Annotated in this window: 16 protein-coding genes; 4 read left to right on the top strand and 12 right to left on the bottom strand. The window is 42.7% G+C overall.

Annotated features, from left to right (window positions below):
- Nucleotides 1-173 precede the first annotated feature (173 nt).
- On the bottom strand, nucleotides 174-527 hold the full coding sequence (locus V7K38_RS20930; protein WP_334860327.1) for a hypothetical protein: 354 nt from the start codon (nucleotides 525-527) through the stop codon (nucleotides 174-176).
- 560 nt (nucleotides 528-1,087) lie between these two features.
- On the opposite strand from V7K38_RS20930, the gene V7K38_RS20925 reads away from it, so the two are divergent.
- Nucleotides 1,088-1,993 (top strand): cation diffusion facilitator family transporter, encoded by a 906-nt coding sequence (locus V7K38_RS20925; RefSeq protein WP_334860325.1) that lies wholly within the window; start codon nucleotides 1,088-1,090, stop codon nucleotides 1,991-1,993.
- Nucleotides 1,994-2,009: 16 nt separating this feature from the next.
- Here V7K38_RS20925 and V7K38_RS20920 read toward each other — a convergent pair whose 3' ends face one another.
- From V7K38_RS20920 to V7K38_RS20875, 10 genes are all read right to left on the bottom strand, one after another.
- On the bottom strand, nucleotides 2,010-2,420 hold the full coding sequence (locus tag V7K38_RS20920; protein ID WP_334860324.1) for a response regulator: 411 nt from the start codon (nucleotides 2,418-2,420) through the stop codon (nucleotides 2,010-2,012).
- A 360-nt stretch (nucleotides 2,421-2,780) separates the two neighbouring features.
- On the bottom strand, nucleotides 2,781-4,403 hold the full coding sequence (guaA, locus tag V7K38_RS20915) for a glutamine-hydrolyzing GMP synthase (RefSeq protein WP_334860323.1): 1,623 nt from the start codon (nucleotides 4,401-4,403) through the stop codon (nucleotides 2,781-2,783).
- 224 nt (nucleotides 4,404-4,627) lie between these two features.
- Entirely contained in the window at nucleotides 4,628-5,743 is a 1,116-nt protein-coding gene (gene cbiD, locus V7K38_RS20910; protein WP_334860321.1) for a cobalt-precorrin-5B (C(1))-methyltransferase CbiD, read from the bottom strand.
- A gap of 62 nt (nucleotides 5,744-5,805) precedes the next feature.
- The gene (locus V7K38_RS20905) at nucleotides 5,806-6,288 is read right to left on the bottom strand and encodes a hypothetical protein (protein ID WP_334860320.1); all 483 of its coding nucleotides are present in this window, start codon (nucleotides 6,286-6,288) and stop codon (nucleotides 5,806-5,808) included.
- A gap of 147 nt (nucleotides 6,289-6,435) precedes the next feature.
- Entirely contained in the window at nucleotides 6,436-6,612 is a 177-nt protein-coding gene (locus tag V7K38_RS20900; RefSeq protein WP_334860319.1) for a hypothetical protein, read from the bottom strand.
- 117 nt (nucleotides 6,613-6,729) lie between these two features.
- A complete protein-coding gene (locus V7K38_RS20895; protein ID WP_334860318.1) occupies nucleotides 6,730-6,954 on the bottom strand; it encodes a DUF433 domain-containing protein in 225 nt (74 codons plus the stop codon).
- A gap of 112 nt (nucleotides 6,955-7,066) precedes the next feature.
- On the bottom strand, nucleotides 7,067-7,363 hold the full coding sequence (locus V7K38_RS20890; RefSeq protein WP_334860316.1) for a DUF7734 family protein: 297 nt from the start codon (nucleotides 7,361-7,363) through the stop codon (nucleotides 7,067-7,069).
- A gap of 36 nt (nucleotides 7,364-7,399) precedes the next feature.
- Nucleotides 7,400-7,996: a DUF3177 family protein gene (locus tag V7K38_RS20885; protein ID WP_334860315.1), complete on the bottom strand. Its 597-nt coding sequence runs from the start codon at nucleotides 7,994-7,996 to the stop codon at nucleotides 7,400-7,402.
- Between the two features lie 678 nt (nucleotides 7,997-8,674).
- The gene (locus V7K38_RS20880; RefSeq protein WP_334860314.1) at nucleotides 8,675-8,920 is read right to left on the bottom strand and encodes a Calvin cycle protein CP12; all 246 of its coding nucleotides are present in this window, start codon (nucleotides 8,918-8,920) and stop codon (nucleotides 8,675-8,677) included.
- A gap of 211 nt (nucleotides 8,921-9,131) precedes the next feature.
- A complete protein-coding gene (locus V7K38_RS20875) occupies nucleotides 9,132-9,293 on the bottom strand; it encodes a hypothetical protein (protein ID WP_334860312.1) in 162 nt (53 codons plus the stop codon).
- On the opposite strand from V7K38_RS20875, the gene V7K38_RS20870 reads away from it, so the two are divergent.
- The gene (locus V7K38_RS20870) at nucleotides 9,292-10,533 is read left to right on the top strand and encodes an FIST signal transduction protein (RefSeq protein ID WP_334860311.1); all 1,242 of its coding nucleotides are present in this window, start codon (nucleotides 9,292-9,294) and stop codon (nucleotides 10,531-10,533) included. The genes V7K38_RS20875 and V7K38_RS20870 overlap by 2 nt on opposite strands.
- 349 nt (nucleotides 10,534-10,882) lie before the next feature.
- Nucleotides 10,883-12,628 carry a potassium-transporting ATPase subunit KdpA gene (gene kdpA, locus V7K38_RS20865; protein WP_334860310.1) on the top strand — a complete coding sequence of 582 codons (1,746 nt, stop codon included), beginning with the start codon at nucleotides 10,883-10,885 and terminating at the stop codon, nucleotides 12,626-12,628.
- A gap of 68 nt (nucleotides 12,629-12,696) precedes the next feature.
- Here the strand turns inward: kdpA and V7K38_RS20860 are convergent, their stop codons facing one another.
- The gene (locus V7K38_RS20860; RefSeq protein ID WP_334860309.1) at nucleotides 12,697-12,951 is read right to left on the bottom strand and encodes a hypothetical protein; all 255 of its coding nucleotides are present in this window, start codon (nucleotides 12,949-12,951) and stop codon (nucleotides 12,697-12,699) included.
- Here V7K38_RS20860 and kdpB point away from each other — a divergent pair.
- Nucleotides 12,945-15,086: a potassium-transporting ATPase subunit KdpB gene (gene kdpB / locus V7K38_RS20855; RefSeq protein WP_334860308.1), complete on the top strand. Its 2,142-nt coding sequence runs from the start codon at nucleotides 12,945-12,947 to the stop codon at nucleotides 15,084-15,086. The two genes, V7K38_RS20860 and kdpB, sit on opposite strands and share 7 nt — an antisense overlap.
- Nucleotide 15,087: the final 1 nt, after the last annotated feature.

Raw genomic sequence — 15,087 nt, 5'->3', positions numbered from 1 at the left:
TGCAATTCACAGCATCGCCTGCTTTTAAAAGCCAAAACCAGTTTTGAGAAGTTTGCTAAGTCGGGCTAACCGACAGCAATTGCAACAATAAAGGGAATTTTCGCAAAATCCCAAATTTGTATAAGATTATTTGTTAAAAAATCTCGAAAAGCATAGAAAAATTATATGAGCTATTATCCAACTTGCTCTAAATATTGATTAATGTCTTCAATAATACGAGTAAGTTCAGCTTCAGTAGTCAAGCGAATATTGACATTGCGGACAGTCAGTAAAACTTTGGCTGCGAAAGGTGTTGGCCAAATATTAGGATTACAGAAAATTTCTAAAAATACTTCACCCGTATAACGATATTCCAGTGGAGGCTGGGGAGTGACTCTACCGCCGCCAGGAGTGGCTTTTGCGGCGACAGCTTTTAGGCGATCCATTAGTTGATCTGTCGCTTTCTTTAATTCTCGTGCTGATTGGGGTGAAAAACTGAAGGAGACAGAACCTTCAATTAGGTTCAATGTTAGAGGAATTGAAGACATAAGTTTTTTATTAAAGCTTCTTGATAAGTACTAATCTTACCGGAAGAAGAGACGAAGCCGCCAAGATCGAGGGTAGGCTGCGCCATCTCGTAACAAAAATATTTTTATTTGTTTTCATAATTAAAATTAGGGACAAGAAAACCCTACATTCGGGCAGGTTTTTCTTGTTGTTCCCTATTCCCTAACCGAAGAGCTTGGTAAATAAAACTTACTAAGCTCGTCATTTCTACTGAGCTAGTACAGAGCGCTAATGGTCGTCATAATATCTTTGAATACAATTCGGTTTGGACTGGCCGGATGTGTGAATAACAAAATTAATTAATTAAAATATTCCTGGAATTAATGCTAAAAATACGCTGTTATCTGTGAAGGCATTACTAATAGCTATAAACGTTGTAGCTGTTGTTAGTTATAAATAATCTCAACAAAACAGTATAAAGCATAGTTCCTATAGAGATACTTAATTCTTACTGCGTAAGACTTTGATACATTTCATTTGTGTTTATTGATGTTTTAAGTTTTACATTAGAAGTCATAGAACTTGATGTAATAAATTATTCATGATTTACGATAACCGCGCCGAAGTGCGAAAGGTTTTAATTATTACCCTATTACTCAACCTGTTCGTATTGGGATTGAAAGCAGTTGTGGGTTACTGGACAGGTTCCTTGAGTTTGTTAGCTGATGCCTTGCATAGTGTGACAGATAGCGCCAACAACGTTTTAGGATTAGTTGCAAGCAAATTTTCTTCTCCACAACCCGATCGCGAGCATCCCTACGGACACGGGAAGTTTGAAGCTGTGGGAGCTTTAGGAATTGCCTCATTTTTAGGAATAGCCTGTTTTGAAATTTTGCAAGGAGCAATCGAGCGAATTCTCAAAGGTGCTGGTGAACCTGTGAGAATATCACCACCTGAGTTGTGGTTATTACTAATTGTGCTAGGCGTGAATATTTTTGTGGCCTTTTACGAACGTGCTGTAGGTAGACGGGTGGATAGCTCTATTCTGATCGCTGATGCAACCCATACGATGAGCGACATTTGGGTGACAATCTCTGTAATTGCTGGCTTGATCGGAGTTTGGCTAGGTTATCAATGGATGGATTTAGTGTTAGCTTTTCCTGTCGCCTTGTTGGTATTTTGGAGTGGCTGGTCAGTTTTAAAAGAGAATTTGCCTTGGCTTGTGGATCAAATGGCGATCGCACCAGAAGCAATCCATGCGATCGCAACTTCTGTTCCAGGTGTAATTAACTGTCATGATATTGCTTCTCGCGGTGTTCTTGGTCGTCAAGTGTTCATTGAAATGCATTTAATAGTAGATGCACCAGACGTAGAAACAGCCCACCAGATCACCGAAGAAGTAGAAAGCCGATTAGAAGAACGTTTCCGTCCAGTGAGGATTTTAATTCACGTCGAGCCACCATCATATAAGTCTGAACAAATTAGCTTTGAAACTGGAGCAAACTAGTCTCAGCAATTCCAAATCATGCCTTGTTCAAATAAGAAGCAACCAAATCAGCGACGATCGCAACTAGTTCTCCTGGATCGACTGGTTTAGCCACATGAGTCTGAAAACCTGCTTCTAGCGCACGGCTGCGATACTCGCTATCACCATAAGCAGTTAAGGCGATCGCGGGAAGTTTTCTATAAATATCAGGCTTTAGCGCCCGGATCTTGCGAATGAGGGTGTAGCCATCTTCACCGGGCATAGCAATATCACAAATCAATACATCTGGTTGCAACTCAGACAGTACTTTAAATGCTACCTCTGCCGATGCAACTGCCCTAACGGTGGCTCCATCAGCTTCTAAGACAGTAGTAATGTAAAAGCGGCTATCATCATCATCATCAACTACGAGAATATTTAAGCCAGCAAGGGGGAGAGAAGGTTCCATAACATCTCCATTAATGTTTATCAAATGAAAGTTATTTCTAATGAGATGCTGGTTTTTCTCTTTTACCATACTATTAGTAATTTTACTGCGATCGCGTCTATTTTTCTAGATAATAATTCAATTTGCCCAGCCACAATCCAATAGATAGTTAATTTTTAGCTTAAATTTATAGTTATTAATTGGATAAAATCATGTTAATTTTTAAATTTCTTTACGAGCAAAAAAAATAGACAATGCCCAAACTAAAAACGAGTCAGGTCGGCATTGCCATTTCAAAATATGTGAATCTAGACTACTCCAAATAATTTGAATTATCGAAAAGAGTGATGAGCTTTTAGTTAAGTCTAACTCAAAAGTTAATTACTCCCATTCAATGGTTCCAGGCGGCTTAGAAGTGATGTCATAAACCACTCGATTCACCCCTTTCACCTCATTCACAATCCGCGTGGAAATCACTTCCAGGACATCGTAAGGGACTCTGGCCCAATCAGCAGTCATGCCATCTTCACTAGTAACAATTCGTAAAACAATAGGGTAAGCGTAAGTACGTTGATCGCCCATAACACCAACACTACGAATAGGCAGCAATACAGCAAATGCTTGCCAGAAATCATGATACATACCGCGTTGGTTAATTTCTTGCCGCACAATCAAATCAGCATCACGCAAAATATTTAACCGCTCAGATGTAACTTCCCCCAGAATGCGAATTGCCAAACCAGGCCCAGGAAAAGGTTGTCGTTGGACAATTTCTTCTGGTAAACCAATGGAACGCCCAACTTTGCGGACTTCATCTTTAAATAGTTTCCGCAGTGGTTCCACCAATTTAAATCTTAAGTCTTTGGGCAAACCGCCAACATTGTGATGACTCTTAATTTTCACCGCTACCCGCTCACCAGTTTGCGGATCAACATTGGTGTCAGCAGATTCGATCACATCTGGATAAAGAGTCCCTTGAGCCAGATAGTCAAAGTGGCCGAGGCGCTTAGAGGTTTCCTCAAATACATTGATAAATTCGTGTCCGATGCGGCGGCGTTTTTCTTCAGGATCTGTAACACCAGCAACTTTAGCTAAAAAGCGATCGCGGGCATTCACATACTCTACAGGAATGTGAAACTGCTCTTGAAACAACTTTACCAATCGCTCTGGCTCATACTTTCGCATAAAGCCTTGATCGATAAATACGCAAGTTAGTTGATCCCCAATCGCTTTATACAGCAAGAAAGCCAGGGTAGAAGAATCTACTCCCCCAGATAGCGCCAACAGCACCCGCTTCTCGCCAACTCTGGTGCGAATTTCCCGAATTGCCTCTTCAACAAAAGCTGCTGTTGTCCAAGTCGGTTCGCAATCGCAGATATGGTAGACAAAATTACGGATTAATGCTATGCCACCAAGAGAATGCACTACCTCTGGATGGAATTGAACCCCGTAAAGTTTCCTTTCGTGGTCAGCGATCGCAGCACAGGGGGTATTTTCTGTATGTGCCAGCAATTCAAACCCTGATGGCATTTGGGTAACAGAGTCTCCGTGACTCATCCACATGGTAGTGCCATCTTCAACATTAGTGAGCAAATCTGTAGGATCATCAATACACAATGATGCTTTGCCGTACTCACCTCGGTCAGCCTTCGCCACTTCCCCACCGAGTTGGCTTACCATTAGCTGCATCCCATAGCAAACACCCAAGACGGGTATTCCCAAATTCCAGATTTCTGAGTCACAATGGGGAGCGTTATCACCATAAACCGAACTCGGCCCACCAGAGAGGATGATTCCCTTGGGATTGAGTTGGCGCAATTGTTCGGAAGTAGTGCGATAGGATAAAACTTCAGAGTATACTTGAGTTTCTCGGATGCGACGGGCAATCAACTCAGAATATTGAGAGCCAAAGTCTAAAATTACAATCAATTGGCGATCGAGCCGCCCAACATTTTCCAATGTTTGGGGCGCTTGTTCAGTTGGTAGAGTCACCGTTGTATTCATGACGGGAGTGTTATATCTGCTAAGGGTAGATGCTTTGTGGTCTATGGTGATGCTATTATTCAGCCTGGTTAGGCTGATAATGGTAGAGAAGTCCTAGACAAACGCGAGGTTATGTGTGTTTGTCTAGTCCGGTAGTCGGAGACGGTATTAGAACGATAAACTTACCCTAGAGTGGTTACTTAAAAGATTATTTATTTGAATTGTTTACGATTATTCATAATAAATTAACATAATTTTTCCATCAACAGAGCAGCAGTTTTACTCTTCACGATAATTTTGCGATCGCGATCGAACAGAATCGAGCCACAGACTGTAACTGCTGTGCCACTTTCGCTATGGTTTTGGATGTATTCTTGAGAACGAACATCGATGGTTTCGGCGATCGCACTGTAAACTTGATTTACCCAATCACTAGCAGTTGTAGCATCTAGTGATTTTAGATATGTTAGGGCTGCTTCGGCGGTAGCACTGTCAAACACAGCTTGGATATCTGCTGATTTTAAACCTGCGATCGCACAGTGCGCGGTCAAAATTTCTCTCCGTCCGTCAGCCAAGTAGTGATGAGTGTGAAAAATCCCCCCCGCCAGCTTGATCAGCTTTCCGTGATAGCCAAATAATAAGATTTCTTTCACACCTAGCACATCAGCTTCTACTAACATTGGGCCGAGCCAGTTAGCAGTTTTGACCAATTGTTCGGGATTAATCCCTAGTTTCCGCGCTAAATCTAAACCATTTTCCCCGATACAGAATACTAAAGTCTCAAAACGACTAGCTTTATTTTGTAATTCTGTCCGAAAAACTGCAAGCTGATCTGGTGTACTTAAAGGTTGAGAAATACCGGTTGTGCCTAAAAGCGAAAGTCCTTCAACCACACCAAAAGCAGAATTTGAAGTCCGAACAGCTAGCGATCGCCCTTCAGGTAGAATAATCGTCACCGTGATTTTTTCTCCCGGTGCTAGCATCCCTTGCAAGTTTTCTTTTAAGAGCCTTTGAGCATAAGCATAAATAGCTGGCTTGTCATCAGCATTCGCCTGTTTGCCAATTCCTTCCCCGCCTTTAATGATTACAGCATCATCACCCTGTTCTCGCCATTCCACCAATGCCCAAATCGGTGTATTTTTAGTCAAATCGAGATTATCACCAGGATCGCTGCGAGTTATTGCTAAAGCTGTATTCTCAGATAATCCTGCTACCTGTTCAATTGGAATTTCGGCGATTTGAGTCGGTTCAATCAAATCTACAGATGCTAAAGTTAGGGGTTTGCGATCGCGTAACCAGTGTAAAGCTGCAACAGCAGCAGCACAGGCAAAGACGGGAAGTGTGTATCCAGAACGGGACATTTTTTAAATTTAAAAATCAAAATAATTCTTCAACTGCGATCGCGCAGCGTCACCAAGCTTCGCTACCTATCAATGTACATGCGCCACGAATCGGGCATACGCTGCTCCAGCAACCTGAGATGAGCGCTAAACCCGACGAATGGACTATCGGACACCACATCGTAAAGCCCTTTGCCCCAGTCTTCAATATCTCTCTCCTCGTAACGAGCGATAAGAATCCCCAAGTCGAAAACTAAAATACCAGTGATACCAAGCCAACGATAAAGAGCATAAACGACTGTTGCAATGGCAGGCAACTGAATCGGACGAGCGCCTGCCGCTCCCACCGCAGTTCTGAAATTAATTTCGTATCTGAAGTTTTCAAAATCAAGTTCGCCCTCGTTCTCGAAACCCTCAATTTTACCAAACGAGAACTCCATGCTCAAGAATCTGTCAAACCAATCTTCTGTGTCACCTAAATACGGAGCCAAAGAGCAACCCAGGCACTCGTTAATTTGAGCCAAATCTTGAGGATAGTTGAAGAAGTAGCCTATCTTGTAGCTCATATTTCCTATTCTATCGGTTCCACCCAAGCCACGCGCGACGGCAGAACTATTTATTATACGCAACACTTTCCATACAAGTCCCCATATTGGGTAATTATACAGAATGCCAAGCATGTTTATGATTCATTAACGGATTTATAACAATGGTTACGCCATCACCAAAAAACGAATCAGCATCTCCTCTGGTGCATTGGAATAAGCTTGGTGGAATGCCTGTTTTGCCTCGCTGCTCAGGTTACTACGTTGTAGCAAGTTTCGTACAATTTCCCAACGTTGTTCTCGACTAAATTGTTTTTGCGTGTTCGTATCCTGTGACTGTTGCATCTAAGCCCATCCAAATAACAAGTCTGTCTTAACTAAGATCGCCTTCGCCTGACCAACACCTTGAGTCAATAATCCATGAAATAATCCGATCGCACAGATTTTCGTCTACAAGCAGTTTCACAGAGATACCACAAATAACTGATTGTGGCGATCGGCAGCAAAAGCTAGACACGCTTTGATGTCTTCGGAAGTTAATTCCGAAAAATTCTCTAGGATTTCTGCTTCAGTCATTCCACCAGCAAGATATTCCAAAATATCATAAACAGTGATTCGCATTCCTCGGATACAGGGTTTACCACTGCGTTTTCCAGGCTCAATCGTAACAATGTCGTGGTAATTCATAAAAAAGTACATAACTTTTGAGATTTATGTGTTAATCACTGCCACCAGGAGATTAATAGTAAAATGACAAAATTGAGTAAGTCTTTCGGCAAAATTACGAATTACGAATTAATCAGACTCCCACTTCTGATAATAGAGCTTCCATATCTTCCCAATAAATTCCTTGTTGAATATAACGGGGTGCTTCAGGATTATAAGGACTCGCTACTCGGTCAATATTGAGGATAATTGCCCCATCTGGCAGAACTGGTACATCTGCATCAAATGCTGTTGGACGCATCAATGAACTAGAAAAGCCTTTAAAAATAGCAATTTTATCTTGCTCATCGGCAATTTCCACCGTTACAATTAGGACTTCTTGGGGGCGTTTAGCGGTGTATTGTTCCAGCCGCTTACCAATGGAATTCATTTTTTTAAAACTATGGGTATGGTTGCGTAGCGACAGTTATTGTGGTGAGGCTGAACGTCCTTGCTTGCCCAGCTTAATCAGAACAAAATAGCTTAAGTAAACCACATAAATTACTAAACTAGTTATGCCAAGAAAACCTAAAAATTCAGCTTTGCTATTAGCATGAAAATATTCTTTAAATAACAATGGAACCTCGAACCAGACGCGACAATAGGCAGTCTTCATCATATTGCCAGAAAAAGCACAACCCAAAAATGGGATAAAGGCTAGTGTACCCAAAAAACAATAAACAGTTGTAGCCCAGCGCCAAGAGGTAAAAATAAATTTCAAAGCGCCACTGGTTTGATACTCAATTTCATCGTTGATATCCACCCAGAACCACAGCGAAGCTACGATCAAAATCTGAGCCATCAATCCAGAGATAAAGCTAACTGGATACTGGGCAATCATTAAGTAAATCGTGATTGCCACCAGGCTTGATACTCTCCAATATATACTCAATAAGCGTTGTATACTTTCTACTTTTTGCACAAATGCCCAAATCAGAAGAATTAGCGGAATAATTACCAGAAATAATACTGCCAATCGGTAATCAATCCAGACGAAAGGGCGAAACCAAATATCATAGTCCATAGTTTTTCTCAAACGATAAATAAAACAATTTAAACTAAAAGCAAGTATCTATAACTGACAAACTTGTAAGCTATTAGCTAGCTAGTAGTCTATCTATATTACAAACAGTTTAATCAAAGCACAAAATCTAGCTTCAAGACTGCGCTCTAATCTCTTGGTGGAAGCAAGTGGCTACCCAACTTATACCATTTCACACAATTTATGCTATAAACACGTTTGTAGGGGCATACAGATGTACGCCCCTACAGACAACTCATTCGTTGCAAAGATTTTTGGAAAAGCTATTACATGGTAAATTGTTTAATTTACTTTCCTAAATCTCTCTATTTGGCAAAAAACAAGCAACTCAAATATCCTTAACTTAGATTTTGCACCTACTTGTAGTAGCATCAGGGAGTCTATTAAAAACCTACCCAGCAGCTATATACTTGATACTCGCGGAGTAAACCCCAATTTTCTTGGATGTAAAGGTTTGTTTTTCAAGATAAAAATTCTCAAACTTTAACCCTGATACATCCGTAACTCCAGATATTTCATCAATTTTTTGCCCGTTGGAGAAAATTATGAAAGAGGGAGAGTACGGTTTTAGGCGGAAGTAGCGTAAAAGTGCGAAATCTCAGTAAGTAAACCTTGGTTTCTTGGTGACGAACGAATAGAAAATTTACCTAATTTCAATTTCTAGTCGTCATAAACCCGGCATTCAATTGCATCTGGGTTGTCATCACAATACTGTTCTAGAGAATTTTTTGGCTTGCTTTGGCGCTTGTGGGAAGCTTCAGCTTGCAATTCTTCTACTGCATCCCAAGCAGCAGCACACTCTGGTGAACTGCTACCATTAACGTCACAGACAGTACGCGCTTGTTCTACTTCTTCTTGAATTTGGTCTTGGATGCCGCTCTTTGTTGTTTCTTGGATGTTAGTCATTGCTTTAGTCTCGTTGTGTGTTGTTAATACTAGTATAGAAAAAGTTCAGTAATGGCAGATTTTAGCTTGATTACTAACTATTCTAACCATTCAGTTCATAAGTTAGTACTTTAGCCTATTGATTTATAACCAATACAGTAAACTGCCGCATCTGTAATGCATTCATCTTTATTTTTTAAGATTTTGTGGAATTAGTACCATAGATAAACAATCATACAATATATTTAGATGCATCTATATAGGCAATGACAACCCCAGCTTCTTGGGATGGAGGAGACAAAAGGCTGGCACTAATTCTTGTAGGATGCAATTCTTCCGAAAATAAAATATCAAAACCTACTAGCCCAAAAAGAGAAAGAAGCTCAAAACTCATGGCAGACCAAATGCAGTGGGCAAACGCCCTATCAACCCGTCATTCTTTAGAAGCCGCAGTTACAGATGTGGTGGAACGAGCTGTCTCATCATTGACAGCACCTGCGGATCTAGGACTGGTATTCATTTCGTCTGCTTTTGCGAGTGAGTATTCCCGATTATTACCCTTGTTAACTGAAAAACTTTCTGTACCAGTGCTAATTGGCTGTAGCGGTGGCGGTGTAATTGGGACGACAGTTGGCGGAGAAACCCAAGAATTAGAAGCCGAACCAGCTATTAGCTTGACTTTAGCACATCTTCCAGGGGTGAAGATTCAAGTCTTTCATGTTGTTGCTGAAGAATTACCTGACTTAGATAGTTCTCCAGATGCTTGGGTTGATTTGATTGGTGTGCCAGCATCACCGACACCTCAGTTCATATTGCTGTCTAGTTCTTTCGCCTCTGGAATCAACGATTTGTTGCAGGGGTTAGATTTTGCTTATCCAGGATCGGTGATTGTGGGAGGACAGGCGAGTGGTGGAGGGATGGGTGGGCGTGTTGCCTTATTTTGTAATGAGACTGATGGCGAGGAATGCCAAAGCCTGCATCGTGAGGGAACTATCGGGATAGCTTTGACTGGCAATATTGTTTTGGAAACGATTGTAGCCCAAGGATGCCGGCCAATTGGTAAACCATTGCAAGTTACAAAAGCCGATCGCAACATCATTTTAGAGTTAGATGAGCAAGTGCCGCTAGTGGTGTTGCGAGATTTGATTGCCGGTCTTAGCGAACACGAACGGATTTTAGCACAGCACTCTCTGTTTGTTGGTGTGGCGATGGATGAGTTTAAGCTAGCTTTGCAACAGGGAGACTTTTTAATTCGTGGTATTCTTGGGGTCGATCCAGCAGCTGGGGCGATCGCAATTGGCGATCGCGTCCGTCCCGGTCAAAGGCTGCAATTCCACCTGCGCGATGCCCAAGCCTCTGCTGAAGACCTAGAATTACTCCTCCAAAGTTATCAAAATCAAACCCAACGAGAATCTGAACCCTCTGCCGTAGCCGCCTTAATGTTTGCCTGTCTGGGGCGAGGTGAAGGACTCTATGGTAAACCCAATTTCGATTCTGAACTATTTCGCCGCTACGTCAGCGATATTCCTGTAGGCGGCTTTTTCTGTGGTGGTGAAATCGGCCCTGTCGGTGGCAGAACCTTCTTACATGCCTACACTTCCGCATTTGGAATTTGTCGCCAAAATCAGTTATGAATTAGACTGCTGACTTTTCGCGGTGTTCAGATCCCCGACTTCATTTAAGAAGTCGGGGATCTAATTTTTTACGAATTACCTAACTGTGCTTCTATATTTGCAGATATATATCAAGATAAACTTTTTGAATATTTGTATATATATAAATATATTTATAATGTAGGCTAGTTTAAATATCAATTTATACCTTGTATTCTTTAACAAAAAGTTAGATGATTGATTGGGAAAGCCCATAGTTATAGGTTAGTTGATAATAATGCCAATATAATTGATTATTTTTTCTGATTCGTGGGCAGAAAACATCTGATATTCATCTGAAATTTATTCATGTCGGAGTTGAAATAATCCAATGCTACAAGGATGGATTCAAATTGCATTAACGCTACTAATTATAGTAGCAATTACTCCATTTTTTGGGCGCTATATGGCGCGTGTCTACCTAGAAGAAAGGACTTTTCTCGACCCAGTTTTGAATCCGATTGAGCGACTGCTTTACGCCTTGGTTGGCGTTACGGGTAAAGAAAATATGACGGGCTGGCAGTATGGACGGGCAATCGTCTACAGCAACGTAGTAATGGGGTTACTGCTTTTCTTTATCATTACGAATCAGGGATGGTTGCCCCTCAATCCCACGGGAATAAATGCTCCAACTTGGGATACAACGCTGCATACTACTATTTCCTTTATTACTAATACCAACCAGCAGCATTATTCTGGTGAAACCTACCTGAGCTATGCCAGTCAAATGTGGGGACTGGGTTATCACATGTTTACCTCTGCTGGCACTGGTTTGGCGGTAGGAATTGCTTTTATTCGGGGATTGACGGGTAGATCGTTAGGCAACTTTTATGTAGACCTAATTCGCTCAATTACCCGAATTTTGCTGCCTATTTGTATTGTGGGCGGGATTGTGATGATCGCTGCTGGTGTTCCTGAAACTCTGGCGGGTGTCGCTGTATTTCCGACCTTGGAAGATCCGAATATTAGTCAGGCGATCGCTCGTGGCCCTGTTGCCCATTTTGAAATTATCAAGCAATTAGGCGAAAACGGCGGTGGCTTTTTCGCCATCAACTCAGCACACCCATTTGAAAATCCCAGCGCATTTACGAATTTAATTCAGATCGTGGCCATGCTTTCGATTCCCACGTCGCTGATCTACACTTATGGTTTGTTTGCCAATAACACCAAACAAGCGTGGTTACTCTACAGTATGGTCGGTGTTATTTTTCTCGGATTTCTGATTGTGACTGCAATTGGAGAATACAACGGCAATCCGGCTGTAAATACGCTTTTGGGCAGTCAGCAACCGAATCTAGAGGGTAAAGAAGTCCGATTTGGTTGGGCAGAATCGGCATTATTTGCGGTAAGTACAACCGGAACCATGTGCGGCGCAGTCAACAGTTTCCACGACTCATTCATGCCCACAGGCGGTTTTATTTTTCTTTCTAATATGTTCTTGCAAATCATGTGGGGTGGACAGGGTACAGGAACAGCTTACTTGTTTGCCTATAGCATTCTGGCGGTATTTGTAACAGGTTTGATGGTGGGACGCACGCCAGAATTTCTGGGACGGAAGATTGAAAAGCGGGAAGTCGTACTTGCTAGCTTCTTGATTTTGCTAGTTCACCCGATCGCCATTTTAATTCCGGGGGGAATCGCCTTAGCTTTTCCTGACCAATTGGCAGGGATTAGCAATCCTGGCTTTCATGGCTTTTCTCAGGTGATTTATGAATATGCCTCAGCTGCTGCGAACAACGGTTCTGGGTTTGAAGGTTTAGGAGATTCACAACCTTCTCCGTTAGCGATCGCTACAGGGACAAAAACAACTGCAACCGCTTTGTGGTGGAACTTGAGTACCTGCTTCAGTTTACTAGCTGGCCGCTATATCCCAATTTTAGGTTTGCTGTTATTAGCAGATAGTATGTCTCGCAAGCAAGCTGTTCCCTACACCACTGGGACACTGCGAACCGATACCGGACTATTTACAGGCGTTACCGCAGGCGTGATTTTAATCTTGGGCGCACTTACATTCTTCCCAGTGCTGGCATTAGGCCCGATCGCAGAAGCCTTTTTTATCAGCAAAGGCATCGGGTAAGGAGGGAGAGGGAAGGGGCAAGGGAACAAAGGGAATTAGAAAGATTGTTCATCCACCTCTGAACTCCGTCAATCCACCTTTGAACTCCGTTCATCCACCTCTGAACTCCGTTCATCCACCTTTGAACTCCGTTCATCCACCTCTGAACTCCGTTCATCCACCTTTGAACTCCGTTCATCCACCTTTGAACTCCGTCCATCCACCTTTGAACTCCGTTCATCCACCTTTGAACTCCGTCCATCCACCTTTGAACTCCGTTCATCCACCTTTGAACTCCGTTCATCCACCTCAAAGACTGATGCCCAAAATTTAATATATGCCAACTACTACTGATTCTCCTTCAGCCCGTACTCCATCTGGAACTCGTGACTCGCGCAGGCACACCCCCAAGACAGATATGCGGGGACTTTACCAAAGAGCAATTCGGGAGTCATTTATCAAGCTCGATCCGCGAATTACTGTCAAAAACCCAGTTATGTTTGTTGTTTGGGTGGGGACAATTGTCACCTTCTTAGTAACCCTGAACCCAAATCTGTTTGGCACAGTCCAAGCAGATATCAACCAACAACGCTTGTTAAATGGGTTGATTACCTTCATTCTCTTTTTCACCCTCGTTTTTGCCAACTTTGCCGAAGCCGTAGCTGAAGGACGCGGTAAAGCACAGGCTGATTCACTGCGATCGACGCGATCGGATACGATCGCTAATAAAATCCTCCCTGATGGTTCCATCCAACAAGTCAATTCTACGGAACTGCGACGGGGCGATTTAGTTAAGGTGAGCGCCAATAATATGATTCCCTCCGATGGGGATGTGATTAAAGGCATCGGCTCAGTGGATGAATCTGCGATTACTGGGGAATCTGCCCCGGTACTGAAGCAACCAGGTACAGATATTGCCAGTTCGGTGACAGGAGGTACACGCCTCCTCTCAGATGAGTTGACAATTCGCATTAGTGCCGATCCTGGTCAAGGCTTTATCGATCGCATGATTTCTCTGGTAGAAGGCGCACAACGCAGCAAGACTCCCAACGAAATTGCTTTGACGGTGTTGTTGGCAGTGCTAACGCAGGTATTCTTGATTGTAGTGTCAACCATTCCTCCTTATGTGAGCTACATCGCCAACTTTATCAGTACAGCTTTTGGCCCGGAAGCGGGAAACAATTTACGGACTGGTGGTAGCATTGCGATTCTCATCTCGCTATTAGTAGCTTTGATTCCCACAACTATCGGTGGTTTGCTCAGTGCGATCGGGATTGCAGGGATGGATAGAGTTGCTCAATTCAACGTCATTGCTACCTCTGGTAGAGCAGTAGAAGCTTGCGGTGACATCAACACCTTGGTGCTAGATAAGACAGGCACGATTACCTTGGGGAACCGGATGGCTGATGAGTTTATTCCTTTGGATAATCACTCATTAGAAGAAGTGGCGCGAGTCTCCCTAGCTGCTAGCTTGTTTGACGAAACACCAGAAGGCAAGTCAATTGTAATATTGGCAGAAAAGTCTCAGGTTGCGGTAGATTTCAATATCGATAAAGCCGAAGGTGTGGAATTTTCGGCGAAAACCCGGATGAGTGGCACAAATCTACCAGATGGCAAACAAATTCGCAAAGGAGCAGTGGATGCTATTAAAGGATTTGTCCGTTCTCGTGGTGGTAACGTTAGTGATGATGTAGACGTAGCTTATGAGCGAGTTTCCCGGTTAGGCGGTACACCTTTAGCTGTTTGCCAAGATGACAAAATTTATGGTGTTATCTACCTTAAAGATATTGTCAAACCTGGACTGCGGGAACGATTCGATCAACTTCGCCGCATGGGTGTTCGTACCGTTATGCTCACAGGTGACAACCGCATTACCGCTTCGGTAATTGCTGAAGAAGCTGGGGTGGATGATTTCATTGCTGAAGCGACTCCAGAAGACAAAATTGAGGTGATTCGCTCCGAACAATCTCAAGGTAAATTGGTGGCAATGACCGGGGATGGTACTAACGATGCACCAGCTTTGGCTCAAGCAAATGTGGGTGTGGCAATGAACTCTGGGACACAAGCTGCCAAAGAAGCTGCTAACATGGTGGATTTGGACTCTGACCCCACGAAGCTAATTGACCTAGTAACTATAGGTAAACAGTTGCTAATTACTCGTGGAGCCTTGACAACATTCTCCATCGCTAACGATATTGCCAAGTATTTTGCCATCATTCCGACTATCTTTGCGGCTGCTGGCATCGGCGCACTGAATATTATGGGATTAAAGAGCGCCCAATCTGCGATCGTCTCGGCGCTGATTTACAATGCTTTAATTATTCCAGCACTAATTCCGTTAGCACTTAAAGGGGTAAAGTTTTTACCTTTAACAGCAGATCAACTGCTACGTCGCAACATCTTAATCTTTGGTCTTGGTGGCATCGTTGCTCCCTTTATTGCTATCAAACTGATAGATATTATCTTACCTTTGTCTTAAT

It is taken from the genome of Nostoc sp. (assembly GCF_036917465.1).
Classification (GTDB): domain Bacteria; phylum Cyanobacteriota; class Cyanobacteriia; order Cyanobacteriales; family Nostocaceae; genus Nostoc.
This window is presented reverse-complemented; position numbering and strand designations above follow the sequence as displayed.

Excerpts from the sequence above, each read along its gene's own strand:
- V7K38_RS20930 (WP_334860327.1), bottom strand. The coding sequence starts at position 527 with ATGTCTTCAATTCCTCTAACATTGAACCTAATTGAAGGTTCTGTCTCC.
- V7K38_RS20925 (WP_334860325.1), top strand. The coding sequence starts at position 1,088 with ATGATTTACGATAACCGCGCCGAAGTGCGAAAGGTTTTAATTATTACC.
- V7K38_RS20920 (WP_334860324.1), bottom strand. The coding sequence starts at position 2,420 with ATGGAACCTTCTCTCCCCCTTGCTGGCTTAAATATTCTCGTAGTTGAT.
- guaA (WP_334860323.1), bottom strand. The coding sequence starts at position 4,403 with ATGAATACAACGGTGACTCTACCAACTGAACAAGCGCCCCAAACATTG.
- cbiD (WP_334860321.1), bottom strand. The coding sequence starts at position 5,743 with ATGTCCCGTTCTGGATACACACTTCCCGTCTTTGCCTGTGCTGCTGCT.
- V7K38_RS20905 (WP_334860320.1), bottom strand. The coding sequence starts at position 6,288 with ATGAGCTACAAGATAGGCTACTTCTTCAACTATCCTCAAGATTTGGCT.
- V7K38_RS20900 (WP_334860319.1), bottom strand. The coding sequence starts at position 6,612 with ATGCAACAGTCACAGGATACGAACACGCAAAAACAATTTAGTCGAGAA.
- V7K38_RS20895 (WP_334860318.1), bottom strand. The coding sequence starts at position 6,954 with ATGAATTACCACGACATTGTTACGATTGAGCCTGGAAAACGCAGTGGT.
- V7K38_RS20890 (WP_334860316.1), bottom strand. The coding sequence starts at position 7,363 with ATGAATTCCATTGGTAAGCGGCTGGAACAATACACCGCTAAACGCCCC.
- V7K38_RS20885 (WP_334860315.1), bottom strand. The coding sequence starts at position 7,996 with ATGGACTATGATATTTGGTTTCGCCCTTTCGTCTGGATTGATTACCGA.
- V7K38_RS20880 (WP_334860314.1), bottom strand. The coding sequence starts at position 8,920 with ATGACTAACATCCAAGAAACAACAAAGAGCGGCATCCAAGACCAAATT.
- V7K38_RS20870 (WP_334860311.1), top strand. The coding sequence starts at position 9,292 with ATGGCAGACCAAATGCAGTGGGCAAACGCCCTATCAACCCGTCATTCT.
- V7K38_RS20875 (WP_334860312.1), bottom strand. The coding sequence starts at position 9,293 with ATGAGTTTTGAGCTTCTTTCTCTTTTTGGGCTAGTAGGTTTTGATATT.
- kdpA (WP_334860310.1), top strand. The coding sequence starts at position 10,883 with ATGCTACAAGGATGGATTCAAATTGCATTAACGCTACTAATTATAGTA.
- kdpB (WP_334860308.1), top strand. The coding sequence starts at position 12,945 with ATGCCAACTACTACTGATTCTCCTTCAGCCCGTACTCCATCTGGAACT.